The sequence below is a fragment of the Streptococcus sp. SK140 genome (genome assembly GCF_000259525.1).
Lineage (GTDB): Bacteria > Bacillota > Bacilli > Lactobacillales > Streptococcaceae > Streptococcus.
The window spans coordinates 1-18050 of the sequence record NZ_AJML01000005.1; the positions used below are offsets into that span (position 1 = coordinate 1).

At 40.8% G+C, this 18050-nt stretch carries 11 protein-coding genes; 2 read left to right on the forward strand and 9 right to left on the reverse strand.

Annotation, left to right across the window (positions count from 1 at the left end):
* The coding region (locus tag HMPREF1116_RS03155; RefSeq protein ID WP_000341209.1) for an ISL3 family transposase at nt 1-841 on the forward strand (841 nt) is incomplete at its 5' end.
* Nucleotides 842-933: 92 nt separating this feature from the next.
* On the opposite strand, the gene gla is transcribed toward HMPREF1116_RS03155, so the two are convergent.
* The 6 genes from gla to HMPREF1116_RS03185 all read right to left on the reverse strand — a co-directional run bounded on the left by gla (nt 934) and on the right by HMPREF1116_RS03185 (nt 7228).
* Nucleotides 934-1803 carry an aquaglyceroporin Gla gene (gene gla / locus HMPREF1116_RS03160; RefSeq protein ID WP_000344872.1) on the reverse strand — a complete coding sequence of 290 codons (870 nt, stop codon included), beginning with the start codon at nt 1801-1803 and terminating at the stop codon, nt 934-936.
* A 158-nt stretch (nt 1804-1961) separates the two neighbouring features.
* On the reverse strand, nt 1962-3128 hold the full coding sequence (locus HMPREF1116_RS03165; RefSeq protein ID WP_001108594.1) for an ATP-grasp domain-containing protein: 1167 nt from the start codon (nt 3126-3128) through the stop codon (nt 1962-1964).
* Nucleotides 3129-3140: 12 nt separating this feature from the next.
* A complete protein-coding gene (locus HMPREF1116_RS03170; RefSeq protein ID WP_001019250.1) occupies nt 3141-3881 on the reverse strand; it encodes an esterase family protein in 741 nt (246 codons plus the stop codon).
* 21 nt (nt 3882-3902) lie between these two features.
* Nucleotides 3903-4727 (reverse strand): alpha/beta hydrolase, encoded by an 825-nt coding sequence (locus HMPREF1116_RS03175; protein ID WP_001076728.1) that lies wholly within the window; start codon nt 4725-4727, stop codon nt 3903-3905.
* A 135-nt stretch (nt 4728-4862) separates the two neighbouring features.
* Complete coding sequence (gene thiI / locus HMPREF1116_RS03180) at nt 4863-6077, reverse strand: tRNA uracil 4-sulfurtransferase ThiI (RefSeq protein WP_001200055.1); 1215 nt, start codon at nt 6075-6077, stop codon at nt 4863-4865.
* An 8-nt stretch (nt 6078-6085) separates the two neighbouring features.
* Entirely contained in the window at nt 6086-7228 is a 1143-nt protein-coding gene (locus tag HMPREF1116_RS03185; protein WP_000638945.1) for a cysteine desulfurase family protein, read from the reverse strand.
* A gap of 136 nt (nt 7229-7364) precedes the next feature.
* Between HMPREF1116_RS03185 and HMPREF1116_RS03190 the strand changes: the two genes are divergently transcribed.
* The gene (locus tag HMPREF1116_RS03190; RefSeq protein WP_000073911.1) at nt 7365-7784 is read left to right on the forward strand and encodes a DUF6556 family protein; all 420 of its coding nucleotides are present in this window, start codon (nt 7365-7367) and stop codon (nt 7782-7784) included.
* A gap of 236 nt (nt 7785-8020) precedes the next feature.
* On the opposite strand, the gene HMPREF1116_RS03195 is transcribed toward HMPREF1116_RS03190, so the two are convergent.
* The 3 genes from HMPREF1116_RS03195 to HMPREF1116_RS03200 all read right to left on the reverse strand — a co-directional run bounded on the left by HMPREF1116_RS03195 (nt 8021) and on the right by HMPREF1116_RS03200 (nt 17899).
* A complete protein-coding gene (locus HMPREF1116_RS03195) occupies nt 8021-8722 on the reverse strand; it encodes a CPBP family intramembrane glutamic endopeptidase (protein WP_001170760.1) in 702 nt (233 codons plus the stop codon).
* A gap of 51 nt (nt 8723-8773) precedes the next feature.
* Entirely contained in the window at nt 8774-8938 is a 165-nt protein-coding gene (locus HMPREF1116_RS12050) for a hypothetical protein (RefSeq protein ID WP_007554479.1), read from the reverse strand.
* 606 nt (nt 8939-9544) lie between these two features.
* Entirely contained in the window at nt 9545-17899 is an 8355-nt protein-coding gene (locus tag HMPREF1116_RS03200) for an SIALI-17 repeat-containing surface protein (RefSeq protein WP_000515823.1), read from the reverse strand.
* Between the last annotated feature and the right edge of the window lie 151 nt (nt 17900-18050).

Genomic DNA, 18050 nt, shown 5'->3' on the forward strand with positions numbered 1-18050 from the left:
AGAATTCAAATTCAAGACAGATTTATCTTTCCTTCCAACTCACATGTCTTGGGATGAATACAGCTTCAAGAAAGGTAAGATGAGTTTCATTGCACAGGATTTTGATTCCAGAAAGATCGTAGCTATCTTAGATGGACGGACTCAAGTGACTATTCGTAATCATTTCCTTCGTTATTCTAGTCAGGTGAGAAGTCGCGTGAAAGTCATTACCATGGATATGTTTAGTCCCTATTACGATATTGCCAGAAAACTTTTTCCTAACGCTAAAATCGTTCTCGACCGCTTTCACATTGTCCAACATCTCAGTCGAGCTATGAATCGTCTTCGCATCCAAGTCATGAATCGTTTTGATCGTAAATCGCACGAATATAAGGCACTAAAACGTTACTGGAAACTCATTCAACAGGATAGCCGTAAACTAAGCGATAAACGATTTTATCGCCCGACTTTTCGCTCACACTTGACCAATAAAGAGATTCTCGAAAAGCTCCTTGCATACTCTCAAGAACTTAGAGAGCACTATGAACTCTATCAACTATTACTGTTTCATTTCCAAGAGAAACAAACAGACCATTTCTTTGAACTAATTGAAGAAACGATTTCTTGTGTAAATCCTATTTTTCAAACTGTTTTTAAGACCTTTTTGAAAGACAAGGACAAAATCATGAACTCACTGGAACTGCCCTACTCAACTGCAAAACTAGAGGCTACCAATAACCTCATTAAGGTCATCAAGCGCAATGCTTTTGGCTTCCGGAACTTTGAAAACTTTAAAATTAGAATCCTCATTGCTTTGAATATCAAAAAGGAGAGAACCAAGTTGGTCCTCTCCAGGTTATAACTTTTCATCAACCCACTACAGTTGACAAAGAGCCTCTAAAAACTCGACTTTCGTAGACAAGAAAAAACTGGGTCTTCCCAGTTTTCTTGTGATTATAGGTAAAGTAATTTGAAAAGCGCTACTGCTGCAATACCAGCTGCAATCGGTGCAACTACTGGTACCCAAGCATACCACCATTTTGAATCGCCCTTGTGTTGACCAAGGATTGATTTTGGAAGGAAGGCATGAAGGAGACGTGGTCCAAAGTCACGAGCTGGGTTCAAACCAGGTCCAGTTGGTCCACCAAGAGATGTTACCAAGGCCATTACCAAGAAACCAAGTGCCAAGTGACCAACAGAAAGTCCTGCAGCTGTATGAGGCGCTACTTGAGCTTTAATTGCCAAATCAGAGAAGTCAACATTTTGACCTGCTTGAGTCGCCATTTGTTTCATATATTGGAGAACTTCAGCACCAAAAAAGTCCTTTGTCAAACCAAGTGCTGCAAAGAAGAGAACGAATGAACCAACAAACTCGTTGATAAAACCGTTAACTGTTGCCGCAAAGCGTGATTCTTTTGTTCCGTGGTCGATACTTGAAATTGTTGAGAAAGTTCCCAAGATATTGTTTGCTTTTTCAGTTTGCAAGTAGTAAGGACGGTGAGTTGCAACAACCAAGGCTTGTCCGAAGATTGCTCCCAAGACTTGTGCAACGATGTATGGTGCTACTTGTGCCCAAGGGAAAAGTCCGCTAACTGCTAGACCAAGAGTGAAGGCTGGGTTGATGTGGTTACCAGAAACATTACCAAACATCAAGGCAGGGATCATAACCCCCATACCGTAACCAACAGCGATAACGAGCCAGCCACTTTGGTGACCTTTCGTACCTTTAAGTTCAACGTTGGCAACTGCACCATTTCCCAAGATAATCAAGATGGCTGTTCCCAAAAATTCAGTGGCATATTTGACTGCCCATGCGAAATCCATTGATAGATTCTCCTTAATATTTTTTAGACAATCCCTATTCTATCAATTTTTAAGCCTTTTAGCAACAGATTTTCTAAAAGAATCCTGCGGGAAAACGCTTTTATTTCAAGTCTACAAAAAAGACCTAACAAAGAGAGTTTGTTAAGTCAAAATTTTAATTATTCTTGACGCTGACCAAAGTCCTTAATCATCTGATCCATTTCTTCACGACTTGACGTCGTTAGCATATAGAGAAAGTCTCCTTGCAATTCAGCAAAGGCAGCCGGCATGATTTTCTTGACCTTGAACTGGTGACCATATTTGGCGAGCAAGTCTTCTTCTGAATAAACATAGTTGGCATTAGCGCGACGAGATGTTGCCAAGCAGTATAGAGGATCGAATTGAGAAGCTGGGAATGGTTCACCCGCAACGATCGCTGCATAGCCCTTATACAAATCAAAAGAATGGGCATAGTTATAGACATCAATGGTGAAACCACCCGCTGGACGGTTATTGTATTCAATAGCGATATAGTCATCACCCTCACGGAAGAACTCAATATGGAAGAAACGTTCCTTCATGCCAAATTCTTTGACAATTGCCTCACCATATTTACGCAATTTTGGATCCATCTCCTTTAGAACATAATAAGAATTGTCCATCTTGTAAATCATAAGATCGAGAGGTGTGTGAGCATAGTCAAAGGTCGTAGAAAAGACGATATTCCCATCTCTATCTACCAAACCATCGAAAGTACAGATCTCACTAGAGGTGACAAATTTCTCAAAGAAATAAACGGTTGAGTGGTCCCATTCAGCCTTAAAGTGATTGACATCATCTTCCGTTTCAAGTTTAAAGGTTGCTGCTGCACCTACTCCATTGTCAGGTTTGGCAATCATTGGAAGTCCAATTTCTTTCACAGCTTTATCAACGTCTGCTTCTGTTTCAATAACTGCACCTGGCACAACTGGAACCCCAGCTTTTTTGAAGAGTTTTTTCATCTCAGACTTGAACTTAGTTTTCTTGAGGTCTTCTGGTTTGGCACCAAAGACATGAAATTGTTCACGAAGGGCAGCGTCCAACTCTAGCCAGTATTCATTGTGTGATTCGATGCGATCAATTGGACCATGTTTGTAGAAAAGAAAGGCTACTGCACGTTTAACTTCATCAAGATTTTCAAGATTATCAACTCGGAAATACTCAGTCAAGCTATTGCGCAATGGTTCATCTAGTTGTTCATAGGGTTCTTGCCCAATCCCTAGAACGGTGATTCCTTTATTGGCTAGTTCAATACTAAACTGTTGGAAATTTTGTGGGTAATAGGGTGAAATTACAAGATAATTCATAAGCAACTCCTTTTATAGACTCATGTGACCGAGGAAATAAGGCATTTGTTTGCGCCACCATTCCCAGTCATGGGCAACATCGTGTCCCCATTCTGCAAACCAGGCAGGAATTTGTTTTTGATCGAAGGCTTCTTTTAACTTGTAGTAAGAAGGTAGGCCATCATGTTCCCAAGCACCTAGTCCCGTACAAACCACAATTTCAGCTTGACGGTAACGGTCGATAAACCAACCATCATTTTGATTCCAAATATAGTCTACTGGTGAATTTTGATAGATGGCATCATCATTGTAGTAATCACCGACAAAGAAACGTGCATCGTAGACACCACTAAGAGCAATGACTTTGGTGAAGACATCCGGATGTTGTAGGAAAAAGTTAAGAGCATGGTAAGCTCCCATAGAGCAACCTGTCGTCATCATGCCATCGAACCAGCCCGTCTTATGCTTGATAAAAGGAATAGCTTCTTCAATAACGTATCGCTCATAAGCACGGTGCATTTCAGCTTGGTCATGACCGTTTTTCCATGTCGCAAGCCAGCTCTCGCTATCGACACTTGAAAGTGTAAAGAACTGAACACGGCCCTCCTCAATAAAGGATGCACATGCATCAATCATGCCAAAATCATAGTATTCATTGTGGCTACCACCTGAGGACGCAAAGACAACAACTGGGATACCTGCGTGTCCGTAACGATTGACGTACATTTCACGATTTAGATGACCACTCCAGTGGCTAAGATGTTCAATATTCATATCCTGTCTCCTTTATACTAGTTACCAATTTTCTGCAAAAAAGCGTAGGCAAGCTGGAAGATTTTCTGACCATGGCACTTCATGGTGAATGGCTCCAGCCTGAACCTTGAGAGAGAGATTTTCCAACTGAACTCCTCCTGCTATCAAATCATGATAATAGCGAAGGGAAGAGTCGATATAGGCCTGCTTAATATTGCCAGCCATTAGGGTCTTATCTGTGTCATCTGCTTCTTCCGTTCCAACATAGATAAAGATTCGTTGGTCAGGCAAAAGCTTTTTACGTTCAATATAGCGATCAAAGGCTTCTTGATGAAGCCAGTTGGCAGAGGAGAAAACTCCCAAGCAACCAATCTGGTCTTGATATTCTAAACCAATAAACTGGGTAATATTCCCACCAAGTGAAGATCCTATCATGGCAGTGTGTTTACGGTCTGATTTTGTCCGATAGTTTTCATCAATAAAGGGCTTAACCACTTCCATGACAAACTCTGCGTACTCGACACCTTTACCACCAAATTGTTGACCAGGAATATTAGACTCTTGGAATTTCCAAGCTGCATACTCATTCATCCGTCCAAGACCATCATTGTCAATAGCCACGATAATCATGCGACTGATATCCGGATTTCGCTTGATGGCTGGGATAATCTTCCAGGAATGGCCGACGTAGGATTCCTTACTATAAAAGACGTTTTGTCCATCATGGAAATACACGACTGGATAACTTCTATCCGTATCTTTCTCATAGTTTTTTGGGAGGAGAACACGTACGCGGCGCTCCTTACCTGTGTAGGGAACCACCAATTTATGCTCTCGCATTTTTAAATAAAAATAAGATTGATTCATTGTCAGAAAACTCTCTATATTCAAAATTTTACCTAATTATATCATAAAAATAGAAAAAAAGTCAGTTTCCGTCCAAATTTAAGACAATAAACTAACTTTTTTTACTTATTTTATCTTTTCCTCTGGTTTTTCTGATTAAAGGAGATCATCGATTAACTCATCGACTGCATCCTTCTCAGCCTGAGGTGTAATTTCAGTAATCATAATTCCCGCTACTGCTCTCTCAACCAAACCTTCGACATCCATTCGAGCTTCATACTGTTCAGCATTCTTAATCTTAGGATTTGTCTTCGGACGATCAGGCGCAAAAATCGTACAACAATCTTCAAAGGGCTGGATAGAAATTTCAAAGGTATCAATTTCTTGTGCAATGTCAATGATTTCCAACTTATCCATGGTCACGACTGGACGGATGATTGGTGTATTAGTCACCGCATTGATAGCCTGCATACTTTCTAGGGTTTGGCTAGCCACCTGACCAAGGCTTTCCCCATTGATAATGACCAAACCTTTTCTCACTTCTCGGATACGGTCAGTAATCCGCATCATAAAGCGACGAGTCAGTGTCATGAGATAGGCTTCTGGCGCTTTAGCCTTGATTTCTTCTTGAATCTCCGTGAAGGGAACCTCGATAAATTGTATATTTCCTCCGAACTTGGTCAATTTACGGGTTAAGTCCTGGGCTTTCTTGAGGGCACCTGGACTAGTGTAGGGAGGGCTCGCAAAGTGAACAGCCTCGATATCCACTCCACGTTTTAGAGCTAGATATCCAGCAACAGGAGAGTCAATCCCTCCTGACAACATGAGCATGCCTTTGCCAGAAGTTCCGACAGGCAAACCACCTGCACCACGAATAGTTTCATATGAAAGGTAGGCTGCTTCTTCACGAATCTCCACCTGAAGGTTAATGTCAGGATTTTTCATTTGTGCCTGCACATTTGGAATAGCTTCAAATACTGCTCCACCAAGTGTCTGGTTGAGTTCCCGGCTATCTAGCTCAAAGTTGTGGTCGCTACGCTTACTTGAGATTTTAAAGGTCATACCTTCCTTGTAAATATTCTTCATAATCTCTTGGACAGCAGATTTCAGAACTTCTACAGATTTTTCAACCTTATAGACTGGAGAAAAGTTTTGAATCCCGAAAACTTGCTTGAGTGACTCTGCCACCGGTTCATAATCTGCCCCATTCAGATAAGCATGGGCACGATCGCGGTCTGCTGTCACTTTAACTTGAGGATAGATGGACAAAACGTCTGAGATATTATTACGTAGTTTATTGATGAAACGCATCCGATTTTTACCCTTGGTTGAAAGCTCTCCGTAGCGAATCATAATTTCTGAATACTGCATGAATGCTCCTATCTTACTTTTTTAGTTTGATTGTAGATTAATTTTAGTTTGGTCAAAAATTGCTCAACTTGACTCATGTCATTTTCTAGGTCTAGGCTGAGGCGTACTGCTGACTGGGCTTTATCCTTTTCAATCCCCATGGCAATCAGGGTTCCAGCAGGTTTCCCAGCCTTGGACGAGCAAGCTGATGTTGTAGAAATGAAAATATCATAGTCTTCAAAAGCATGAACGATAACTTCCCCACGAACTCCCTTAATTCCGAAGGTCAGAATATGAGGAGCAAAGTCTTCCTCACCTGAGAAAACAAAAATATCTGGATAGTCGAGAAGAGCTTGACGGATGACTTCCTTCATCTGACTCGTTTTGTTAGAAAACAATTCCAATCTTTCCATAGCTAGACGCAGTGCCTTGGCTGTTGCTGCAATTCCTGCTACATTCTCAGTTGTTGAACGATAGTCACGCTCTTGGCCACCACCAGTTAAAAGCGGTGTAATTTTCTTGCCAGACTTGATATAGACAAATCCAACACCACGAACTCCGTGGAATTTATGACTAGAGAAGGTCGCAAAATCCACTCGGTCAGTCAAATACTTTTCTGTCGGAATCTTAGCTAAAGCTTGAACCGCATCAACATGGAAGGAAATCGTTGGCTTATCAGCTAATAGTTCTGATATAGCTTCAATAGGCTGGATTGAGCCGATTTCATTGTTGACTGCCATAACAGAGACTAGCGTTGTATCAGGACGAAGTAGGTTTTCTAAAGCAGTTACATCTACAAATCCTTTTTCATTTACAGGTGCAAAATCCACTTCAAAACCTTGAGTCTTAAGCCAAAGAGCTGACTCCTTGACTGCTGGATGCTCAATAGCTGACACAATAATGTGTTTACCAAATTGCGCTTTTTCAAAAGCCACACCTTTGATAACCCAATTATCCCCTTCAGTCCCACCAGAGGTAAAGAAGATTTCTTCGCTTTTCTTGCCAATCAAATCTGCAATCTGCTGTCGAGAAGCTTCTAAAATTCTGCTAGATTGGTCTCCCAAACGATGGAGACTTGAAGGATTTCCAATAATTTTTGCAGACACTTGCATATAGGTTTCAAGTGCTTCTGGATAAGGCTTAGTCGTTGCCGAATTATCAAAGTAAATCATGGTTTCTCACGCTTTCTAAAATCACTCCTTCTATTGTATCACGAAACAGTTCAGGCGACAAGAAAGGCAATTCAGGTTCATTTAAGTTTTTTTTAAAGATTTTCGGTATAATGAATTTTAGTAAAGGAGAGATATTATGTCTAATTATCGTAGAACATCAAAACCTAAAACGGAACACATCAAAAAAGGATTTACTGTTTTTCAAAAAACGATTGCTACTATCGGTAGTATTCTGGGGCTGATTACTGCAAGTATCACCATCATGAATGCTATGAATAATAATAATAACAACAATAACTCTAAAAAAGAAACTACGACAACCCAGACAACAGTCATAAAAGAGATTCAAAAGGAATCCCCTCAAGAGAATACTACTCCAAACAAGGACAATACTTCTACAAAAGAAAACACACAAGAAGAAACAACAACTCAATCTAGTAGCAGTGCAGAAAGTAAGAAAGAAGATACTAGCAGTAAACAAGAACAACCGACTGTTCCTTCTTCTAGCACTCAAACAACAGATACAAAAACGTCTACTACCAATGGAGCTTCCTAAAAGAACTATCTAACAGCCAGTGATTGAATCGCTGGTTTTTTTATTGCTGTCTTCAGTATTAATCAGAAAAAGTTAATCTTTGCAACAGAAAAATGATCAGCCTTTAAACCAATCATTTTTTGAATATATTTTATACTAAATGAAAATCAAAGAGCAAACTAGGAAGCTAGCCACAGGCTGTACTTGAGTACGGCAAGGCGACGCTGACGTGGTTTGAATTTGATTTTCGAAGAGTATTAGCTAAAAACTAAAAATAGATAGTTTAAAATAGATACCAGTACTAGAACTCCGTTATTTAGCAAATGAACAGCTATGGAATCAAGGATATTCCCTCTACGAGCATAGGCTAAGTAAAATATCACTCCCAGTAAAAAATAAGTTACAAACTCTATCGGATAAAACATATGCAGATAGCCAAAAATCGCAGAACTTATTAGCAATTTCAACCACTTTTGATCATCTTTAAAAAAATAGTGGCTGAAGAATCCTCTAAATACTAATTCTTCCATGATTGGAGCAAATATACCAATTGCAAAATGAAAGGCGATGAAAAACAGAGGAAAAACTCGAGTGATCTGCTCACTTGTAGCCAGCAAGGCAGCATCGTTAGCAGATGTTGGATTTCCAGTAACCACTTGGATCAGGAGAGTACCTACAATCGCTACTAGTCGAGTAGCCACATAAAATAAAAGGGCTATTCCAAAATCCTTCCAGGTAAATTTGAGAGTCTTCTGCTGGTCTGGAATTTTCTTTTTATATTGTCGCCAAACAGCAACTAGCAAGAAAGTAGCAAGTACCAAATACCCAATACTAGTCGTCCACTTTAAGGATAGAGAACTAGAGTCTTCGAGAGCCAGCATTCTCATGGGAAATGTATTTACATTTATAATCAGTAAAATCATTCCTACAAATTTTAAACTATTTTTCAACTTTTGCAAACCACTACCTCTTCTTTCCTGAACTCCAGCATCTCCACTTACTAACGATGCTCATCTGTGTTTTCTTTCCTCTTTATAGATTTCTACTCCCTTGATCAGGGATAGTAAGACAAGGATAACCCCAATATCTAAATTGATCAAACTACCTCCATTAGCGAATAAATACAAACCCAAACAGGCTTGCGCTAAGGGATAGGCATATTTATTAAATTTCATAGATACTCCCCAAAGCTTTCTACAAATAAAGGAATGAATAGAATAACTTCTTAGTCTTGCTCACATAAGAGCATCAAATTTCAGATTTTCTTTTTTCTACTAACTATCTCTAAATCCAATTCAATAATACTCTTCTGATTAACTTGTAAGATCAGCTCTATTCTTTTAGGGTTGAACCAGACCACCGATCTACTAAATCATGTTTAGGAACAATCATAGTTTAGCATTTATTTCTAGGAATAGATTGCTCTTTCTTAAATTGTCATCAAAACATCCTAAATGGTAGTAATTGGTTTGCGGCTTAAGGACTTCAATGACCATCAGCTTCCTCACTTGAAGAAAAAGCGAACAAGACCAGATTCTGTTTATCAGAAAACTAGTTTTGTCCGCTTTTTATATTCGAGATTAGTCTCTTGATCCAATCTCTATGACTTATACTCTTCGAAAATCAAATTCAAACCGCGTCAACGTCGCCTTGCCGTATATTTTTGTTACTGACTTCGTCAGTTCTATCCACAACCTCAAAACAGTGTTTTGAGCAACCTGCGGCTAGTTTCCTAGTTTGCTCTTTGATTTTCATTGAGTATTAGATGCTTTTACATCATCTTATTCGTCGTCTTTTTTCTTTCCCATAGCAAACATACCAAGAAGTGCACCTACAACACCAACGGCTGCAAGGCCAGCATTTTCTTTAGTACCTGTCTCTGGGAGCTTGTATGGATGACTTGCAGGTGCTTGGTAGGTCTTATCTTGTGACATAGCAAGAGCTACAAGAGACTGCTCATCTGTGTATGCTGGAGTTTCACGTGTAGTTGGGGCTGAACCATTCACACTTCCAGTAAATTCTGGAACTTCGTGAGTAGTTCCTTCTGATCCATTTACGTGACCAGTGAACTCTGGGACTTCATGGACAGCTGCTTCGACACCATTCACCCCACCAGTATATTCTGGGACTTCGTGGACAGCTGCTTCAGTGCCATTTACACCACCTGTGAATTCTGGGACTTCTACTACTGGTGCTGGAAGCTTGTCTGCTTCTGCCGTAGCTTCAGTATACTCTGGAACTTCATGGATAGCCGCTTCGACACCATTCACGCCGCCTGTGAATTCTGGGACTTCTACTACTGGTGCTGCTTCTTCACCTGCTGTGCCAATAGCTTCAGTATATTCTGGAACTTCATGAACAGCTGCTTCAACACCATTTACGCCACCAGTAAATTCTGGGACTTCTACTACTGGTGCTGCTTCATCACCCTTGCTTGTAGTTAAAGCTGGTTTCTCTGGTTCTTCTGGAAGCTCTTGGTGGAAGGTCGTCATTTCGTAAAACTCAGGTTTGCCACCTTCCCAAACAACTTTGACATCTAACAATGGCGCTTTTTCTCTCACTGCAAATGTTTGGAAGCTTGAGGTAATTTCACCTAGTTCTGACCAAGCATCTGCTTTATCTTCTTTCAGAGTACGAGCAAGCACACGAGCTTTCACTCCTTGAGGAATACTTGAAACAAGTCGGATATGGTTTGCGTCTGTTGGTTCTGACAAGTGGTAGACAAGCTCACCTTGTTCTTTCTCAGCCTTGTAGCTTGTCAATACTTTGCCATCTACAAGGTTAGTGTAAAGGTTGCCTTGGCTTTCACCGCTGTTTCCTTCTACAGTTGGGTCATTGATTGGTTTCACGAATTCGCCATCATTGATCACCAACTCAGTGAATCCTACAAAACGAGCATCATAGTCTGCTGTAAATAGAACACGGAGATAGTTAGCTTTAACTGGGCTTGAAAGTTCACCCTCGATATAGCGATTTCCTGGCATCTTAGAATCATGTGTCCAGCCATCTGTCAAGGAGTCATCACGTGTTTCATTAGCAACACCGTCACCAACTGTCACAACATCCGTCCAAGTCTTGCCATCTTGACTGACTTGAATCTTACCATCACGGAGATAGTTTTGAGTGCCGTCTTGGATGTAAGCTCTAATCTTCTTAATATCACGTTCGCTACCAAGTTTCAAGGTAATATGACCGTCTTTACGAGCATAGTCTGAGAACTCTACAAAGTTATTGTAGACACCGTCAAACAACTGATCCAAGTTCTTGATCTTACGAACGTCGTTTCTACCGTATGTTTGGTGGATTCCCATTGATGTAGAATCAAGTGTGGTTGGCTGAACTTCTTTTGTCTGAACAAGTAGAGAAGTTGCTGTCACTGCTTGTTCTTGGTCAGTCTTATTAACCAAACGAACATAACGTACCAAGGACTTATCAGTCACTTGATCAGCTGGATACCATTCTTGGGCATTTGGAGAGTATTCCAAGTTGAGAGATGGATTTTCTGTACCAAGTGCTTGAATGCTTTCAGCTTGGTGTAGACGATCAAGTTTCATACCCAAGTAGCTATGAGCTGGAAGCTTAGTTCCGCTTGGAATTTGAAGGTCATAACGGCCTAGGCTGTCATAAACTGGAGTTGACTTCAAGCTCTCAACGTTTGTATCAGTCAATTCGCTATTGCCTGCACGTGTTTCAACTGAGAAGTCAGCGATACGCCACCATAGGTTGATGTTCTTAGTATTGCGAACACGAACGTAGCGAGCTGAAATTGGAGTTTCGATTTCTTTTGTTTGTTCGCCAGTCAAGCGATCCAACTCTTGCCATGAGCTACCATCTGCAGAATATTCAAGAACACCTTCTGCCAATTTATCTCCTGATCCTTGAACCAAACGAACCTTAGTCACAGGTTTGACTTCACCCAAGTCAAGTTGTACCCAACCATTGACTGGAGTTGTGTCTGTTCTATCAGCATTTGCAAGCATGGCTTCAGTATTATCACGTCCGTCTGTAATCTGACCAACTGTTGTGTTGTACTTGTACATAAGATTTGGACTGATAGTCACAGTGGCTGACTGTTTAGCACGAGTAACTTCTACAGGGCGGTTAACAGCAATTTCTCGTACAGCAAACCAAGTATTTCCACGATCTGAAGTCGCAATCATACGAACAGCTTTGGCGTTGATGTTGAGGTTTTCAAATTTAAGCAGTGGTTCATTACCAGTGTAGCTTGGTTCTGAAAGGGTTACCCACTCATCATTTTCATTGAGGTATTCAACCTTAGCGTTGTTGAAGGTATCACGAGGATTTGCTTGAGTTCCCATTGCAAAGGTCAAGTTTTGAACTGGAACAGCCTTATTAAATTTCAAACCAATGTAGTCACCAGTTTGAATGCTGTTTGGTGATTTGATCAAAGCATGTGTTCCTAAATCACCATCAGTCACTTCAGCAAGTCCACCTTCGACACCTGTACGGTTTGTGATAAAGGTACTAAGGACTTGGTCAGGATGCAAGGCTTTTTGAACTTCTGTTGCGAGGATTTCACGAAGTCCAAGCAAGAATGGACGGATATGTTGAACACCCAACTCAGCTCTTTCATCATGGTCTACATAATGGAAGGTATAAGTTTGAGACTGTTCATAAAGTTTTAATCCCTTATAGTAACTATCCCAAAGTTTTGCAGAATCGTTCTTTTCGATAGCTTCTGTACCATCAAGGAGAGCACTCAATGCGTCCATTTGGTCAATGGTATTATCCAACCAGTAGTGGATTTGAGCACGCATCTTTTCATCACCAGATGCTTTATAAAGTTGAGCTGCTGCTTTTAGTTTAGCAAATTCTGCACGCAAGCCTTCACGCTCTGCACCGACATCTTGACCAGCTTTCAACTTAGACATAAAGGCATCCAATTTCGGTGCAAGTTCAACAGACTCTTCCAACTTCACAACACGACCATCCATGTTTTGGTTGATCATGTGTTTACCAAGTTCACGGAAGGCAAGAGATGTTTCACTATCTGTAAACTTACCGTTTTCAACAAAGTTGAAGGCGATGTCATTCACTCTCTTAGCTTCTTCTTCTGATTTCCATTGTTTCCATGCATATTGGGCTGCTGAGAAGAGGGCAATCTTAGAAGGCTCAGATTGTTGCATTGGGTTCAACATGATACCTGAAAGGAGACTTGGATCTACATTTGGATGAAGGAATTTCTCACCGCCACCCAAAATCAAGTGTTGTTTAGAGTTATCTGTAACAGGCCAGTTTACCCATAGAGAAACTGGTCGGTAGGTCTTACCTCCTGCAGTCAGGTTATTCTTAAGGTTAGAGAGGAAGCTTTCAGACACTTCACCCCAAATCTTACCACCAGTAAGGGTCATAGAAGTTGAAGTTGGAAGGTTTTCATTTAGAGATTTCAACTCATCTTCACGTCCATTACCCCAATATTGACCTGGAACGAAGATCATTTCCTTACGAAGACCAACATAAGTTGCTTGTTTTTCAGTCAACCAGTCTGTCATGTCCTTCATCAAGCGGTTGTAGCTATTGTAGCCACCAACTGGACTTGGAGCGTCATCAGCTAGGATACCGAACTCACGAACACCGACATCCATCAATTGAGTGAATTTAGCTTTAATTGTTTCAAGGTCTTTTTGGTAGTCAGCATCGTTGCCAAAACGGATACGGTTGTTCATGAATGGGTGAATGGTCCAAACATAACGAGTCTTGTTTTGGTTTCCGACACGCGCCAATTCACGGATTTCTGCTAATTTTTCTTCTGGATAAAGTTCACGCCATTTCTTGTTGTGGTATGGATCATCTTTTGGTGCAAAGAAGTATTGAGTCAACTTCAAGTCACCACCATAACGCATCAACTCAGCACGATCAGCATTGCTCCAAGGGTTACCATAGTATCCTTCGATAAAGCCACGGTTCTTAATTTCAGCGAAGTCTTCAACTGTTACATTACGCAAGACTGGAGCTTCACTTTCATTAAGCATGTGTTTGAGAGTTGTCAAACCGTAGAAGACAGCATCTGTATCCTTACCGACGATAGAGATTGTATTGTTCTTGATTGACAAGGCATAGGCATCAATCTTATCAAAGAGTCCTTGAGAAATGCCAGACACTTCTTTTTCAGCCTGTGAATTTTGACCATGAACCCCAAGGTAAATGTTGGTAGCACCTGCCACTGCTGTTTGACTGCTTGTGTATGAGATTTGATGATCTTGTAGGACACTCTTCAAGCGATTACGAGTATAGATATCTAATTGATCACCCATGACAAGATTGACTTGTTTATGGAGTTTCGTAACACCTTCATCGTAAGTTACTTTTTGTGGTGTTGGGAAGACCTTGTACTCTTTCTTGAGATAATCCTGACTTTGGGCTGCTGCGGCAACTGCTTCGTCACTTGTAGGTTTCGTAGCTACAAAGCTATCAGCAAGTTCAGTTGTACCATCGCCCATTTCCTCAACTTTAGGTTTTTCTGGTGTCACAGGTTTTTCTGGAGTTTCAGGTTTTTCTGGTGTCACAGGTTTCTCTGGACTAACTGGCTCTTCCACCTTGTTAGTAGAAACTGGTTTCAGAAGTTGAATTTCTGCAGCACTACCAAATCCTGCAGCACCAGCTAGAACTTTAAATTCTACCTTATCGGTTTCAATGGCATCAAAGTTAACTGTTTTCTCTTTGGCATTGTTTTCCCAATTTCCTGAAGCAACTTTAACCATTTGACCATCTTTTTGAGCATAGATTTCATAAGATGTCACAACACCGTTGCCTCCACCTGGACGTGGAAGATAAGTCAAACCATTAACTGTTTCAGCTGCTTTCAAGTTCATTGCCACTGTAAATGGAGCCTGATGACCAGACCATTTTGAATGCCAGAAGGTATTTGGATCATTGTCAAAGGCTTTTTCGACTGGACCTTCTGCATTGGTTCCTGGTAATTCTTGACTTGTTGCAAAAACTGTAAAATGATCATTTGGAATCAAACGTGGGTTTACAAATGCTTCATTTGACAACTCAGCACTATGCAAGATTCCTTTGAAGCCACCAATTGTTTCAAGTGGTAAGACTAAGCTATTATGAGCCAAACGTGGATTAGCTGGATTTGCAATCCGTTCAACCTTTTCACCGTCCACATAAACTTCAGTCACTTGAGGTTTGGTTACGACAGAAATTTGATAACGTTTGTTCTTTTCAAGTTTCTTGTTAAATTGAATATGGAATTGTTCAAAAGTATAGGCAAGGTAGCCATCTTTGTCCGCAAGATAGAGTTGATTGTTTCCGCTTGTTGAGAAGGTTTGCTCGCCATCACCAGTCACTGTCACATCCAATTTCAAGACATGACTTGGTCCAGCATCACCAACTAGGCCTTCGATAGTGCTATCTTTTTCGAAATTCAAACCTGCTTCAGTCTTCTGTACTTTCTTAGCAAGATAATCTTTGACAGTCTCAGGATTAATCTTGAACAAGTCTTCTTCAGCTACGGTCTTATCTGGATTAGATTGAGGTGCATAAACACTTGCTGGTTGAACACGTTCTGCATAGGTCTTGGCTGCACGGTCTGAACCCCAAGTGCGTTCTGCAGTTGATTGCATACTCTTGAAGAAGCGTTTAAAGATATCATAAGAAGTGAGTCCAGTTTCATGGAGGTCAATATTATCATTCCATACTGCATGACCACCACCAAGGATATTTGGATTAGAGGCTTCTAAGCGTGGTCCTCCACCTGTTGAGAAGTCATTTGGTGTCCAGCGATTGTATTGTGTTTCATAGTTTGCATAATCTCCATATCCACCTTGACTATTGCTACCACTTGGAACACTATAGGTTGGAATATCTGTGATATTGATAATCTTAGCACCTTGAGCAATTGCAGCCGCTGGACGTTGCCAACCAATACTCCAGATATCAACTTCTACATCTTTCCAATCTACAGGTGTAGTTCCTTGTTTGGCACTGAGGGAACCCCAAATACGCGGTGTCAAACCTTTGCCTTTGATGTACTGGATCATATCGTTGACATAGCGACGATAGCTTTCTGGATTTCCATAATATTCATCTGTACCGATATGAACTGTAGATACGCCATGGAGAGGTGCGTCTTCACCATCGAGCAATTTATCATAGACTGATTTGACAAAAGCAAGAGTTTCTTCGTACTTGTTATCCAAATCTAGCATAGCCACACGCTCTACATTATGTTTTCTCGCACTAAGCTGACCTTTATACATCAAGTCTGGACGAACTTTAACAAATGAAAGGGCGTGACCTGGTGTGTCAATTTCAGGAACAAGATTGATATGTAAAGCTTTGGCCAACTTGATGATTTCTTGCATTTCTTCCTTAGTGTAATGCTCGTCAGATGTTAATTTTTCACCATTTTTACCAACAACATCAGTCTCTACACGGAAGCCTGTCTTAGCTTTTTTGAGGACATAGTCTAGTTCTTCATCTTGAGAAAGATTTTTACCAGCCAAGTGATCTTTTAAGAAGATATAGTTATCATTCAAGTGCAACTGAAGATCGTTCATCTTGTAGTAAGCCATGTTGAGCATGATGTCTACAAGCGTATCATAAGGAATAAACTTACGACCTGTGTCTAGCATAAAGCCACGGTGGCTAAAGCTTGGGAAGTCACGGATTTCTCCGTTTTGCAAATCATTTTCGCCCATTTGTAGAAGAGTACGAGTTGCGTAAAAGGCTCCTGCGTTGGTTGCAGCTTCTACAGTAATAACACCATCTTTTACAGTGATACCATAGCCTTCTTTACCATAACCCTTATCTTCAACCTTTTTAAATTCAATCCGTTTTTGAGCTGTTTGATCACCTGTAGCGATTTCTAGCCCACGACTTTCAAGGTCAGTCTGATAGAATTTAGCTTCTTGACCAAATCCAGAATCGCCAACTGAAATCACAGTATCAGCTGTAATAGAAGTTTTTCCTTCAGTTCCATACCATTGTTGAACTGCTGGAGCAACTGCTGGTTTAGTGCCAACGCCTTCGTCTGCATGTAAGCCTTTAATAAGGACTTCAAATTCTTTTGTGAAGGTATGAGTATCCTTGACTTGTTGGACCATGACCTTAACAGTTTGATCTGTTAAGGGTTTATAGATTTTGTTATTTAGGTCAACAACACCCTGTTTGTTGCTACCAATCAAGCTGACTTGACCTGGTAATTTAGGCAAGATAAGAGATTTTCCATCTTCAGCAACAGCTAATTCTGTCACTTGGCGAATATCTGTTGGTTTGCTAGCGTCTGGAATGTTTGAGTAGGCACGAATTTCTTGAATCCCAACATTTTTCCAATTCATTGTACCAGCTTGATAGTCTGTAATTTCAAGTTTAAGGTATTTGGCTTGGATAGCTTCTTTCAAGTCAATTTTTTCATCAAGAAGAGGATTCCCTGTTCTTTGATAAGCCAACTTCCATTCTTTAACTCCTGAACCATTCACATCATCCTGGCCGGCGTAATAGAGGTTCCATGACTTGATATTAGGATCATTTTGTTCACCACGAACGCGGCGGTCCCAATCAATCTCAACATGCTTAATCACTGTTGTCTTTTCAAGAGTAAATTCGATTGTTGGTTTCTCAACGTTTTGGTCAGTAGCCCAACGAGTATCAGGTTTTCCGTCAATCGCCTTTTCTGCTGTGTATTGTGTGTTGGCTTCATGGTTTGATGCTGTAGCAGAAGCTTTTTCTAAATGATTGACATCTGGTGTATCTACTACATCTTTAGTCGCAGGACTTGCAGCTGGTTTCGCTTCAGAAGCTGCTTCCTCTTTTGGATTTGTAGCTGGTTTTGAAGCTACTTCTTCCTTAGGAGCAGGAGTTTCAGTTGGTTTTGGAGTAGTTGTTTCAGCTGCAGTTGCCCCAGTTTCTGACCCTGCAGGTTGTTCATCTACAGTTCCAGCACTTGCTTCTGCTTTTTCAATAGCTGCTGCTATATCTGCTGGCAGTTTATCCAGAGGCTGAGCCTGTGTTACCGTACCTTCTGTCTCTGCAGGTCCTTCTGTTTCAGCAGCTTGAACCATACCAGTTCCAAAGATACTGGCACCAATCATAACAGAAGCTGCGCCGATTGTAAATTTACGTATACTGTAATGACACCGTTTCTCAAAAAAATGTTTTCCCATTTTTTCCTATTTCCTTTCATACGCTCACAAGGAGTAAGCGCTATCATTCCCCTTTAGAAAAAGAGAGGACCTAGAGGGTCCTCTCTGGGTTTTCTTTTTCTCCACTACAGTGATTGTGGAGTTTTAAGCTCTCTTTTATTGAAAACTTTTT

Excerpts from the sequence above, each read along its gene's own strand:
- HMPREF1116_RS03185 (WP_000638945.1), bottom strand. The coding sequence starts at position 7,228 with ATGATTTACTTTGATAATTCGGCAACGACTAAGCCTTATCCAGAAGCA.
- HMPREF1116_RS03165 (WP_001108594.1), bottom strand. The coding sequence starts at position 3,128 with ATGAATTATCTTGTAATTTCACCCTATTACCCACAAAATTTCCAACAG.
- HMPREF1116_RS12050 (WP_007554479.1), bottom strand. The coding sequence starts at position 8,938 with ATGAAATTTAATAAATATGCCTATCCCTTAGCGCAAGCCTGTTTGGGT.
- gla (WP_000344872.1), bottom strand. The coding sequence starts at position 1,803 with ATGGATTTCGCATGGGCAGTCAAATATGCCACTGAATTTTTGGGAACA.
- HMPREF1116_RS03190 (WP_000073911.1), top strand. The coding sequence starts at position 7,365 with ATGTCTAATTATCGTAGAACATCAAAACCTAAAACGGAACACATCAAA.
- thiI (WP_001200055.1), bottom strand. The coding sequence starts at position 6,077 with ATGCAGTATTCAGAAATTATGATTCGCTACGGAGAGCTTTCAACCAAG.
- HMPREF1116_RS03200 (WP_000515823.1), bottom strand. The coding sequence starts at position 17,899 with ATGGGAAAACATTTTTTTGAGAAACGGTGTCATTACAGTATACGTAAA.
- HMPREF1116_RS03170 (WP_001019250.1), bottom strand. The coding sequence starts at position 3,881 with ATGAATATTGAACATCTTAGCCACTGGAGTGGTCATCTAAATCGTGAA.
- HMPREF1116_RS03175 (WP_001076728.1), bottom strand. The coding sequence starts at position 4,727 with ATGAATCAATCTTATTTTTATTTAAAAATGCGAGAGCATAAATTGGTG.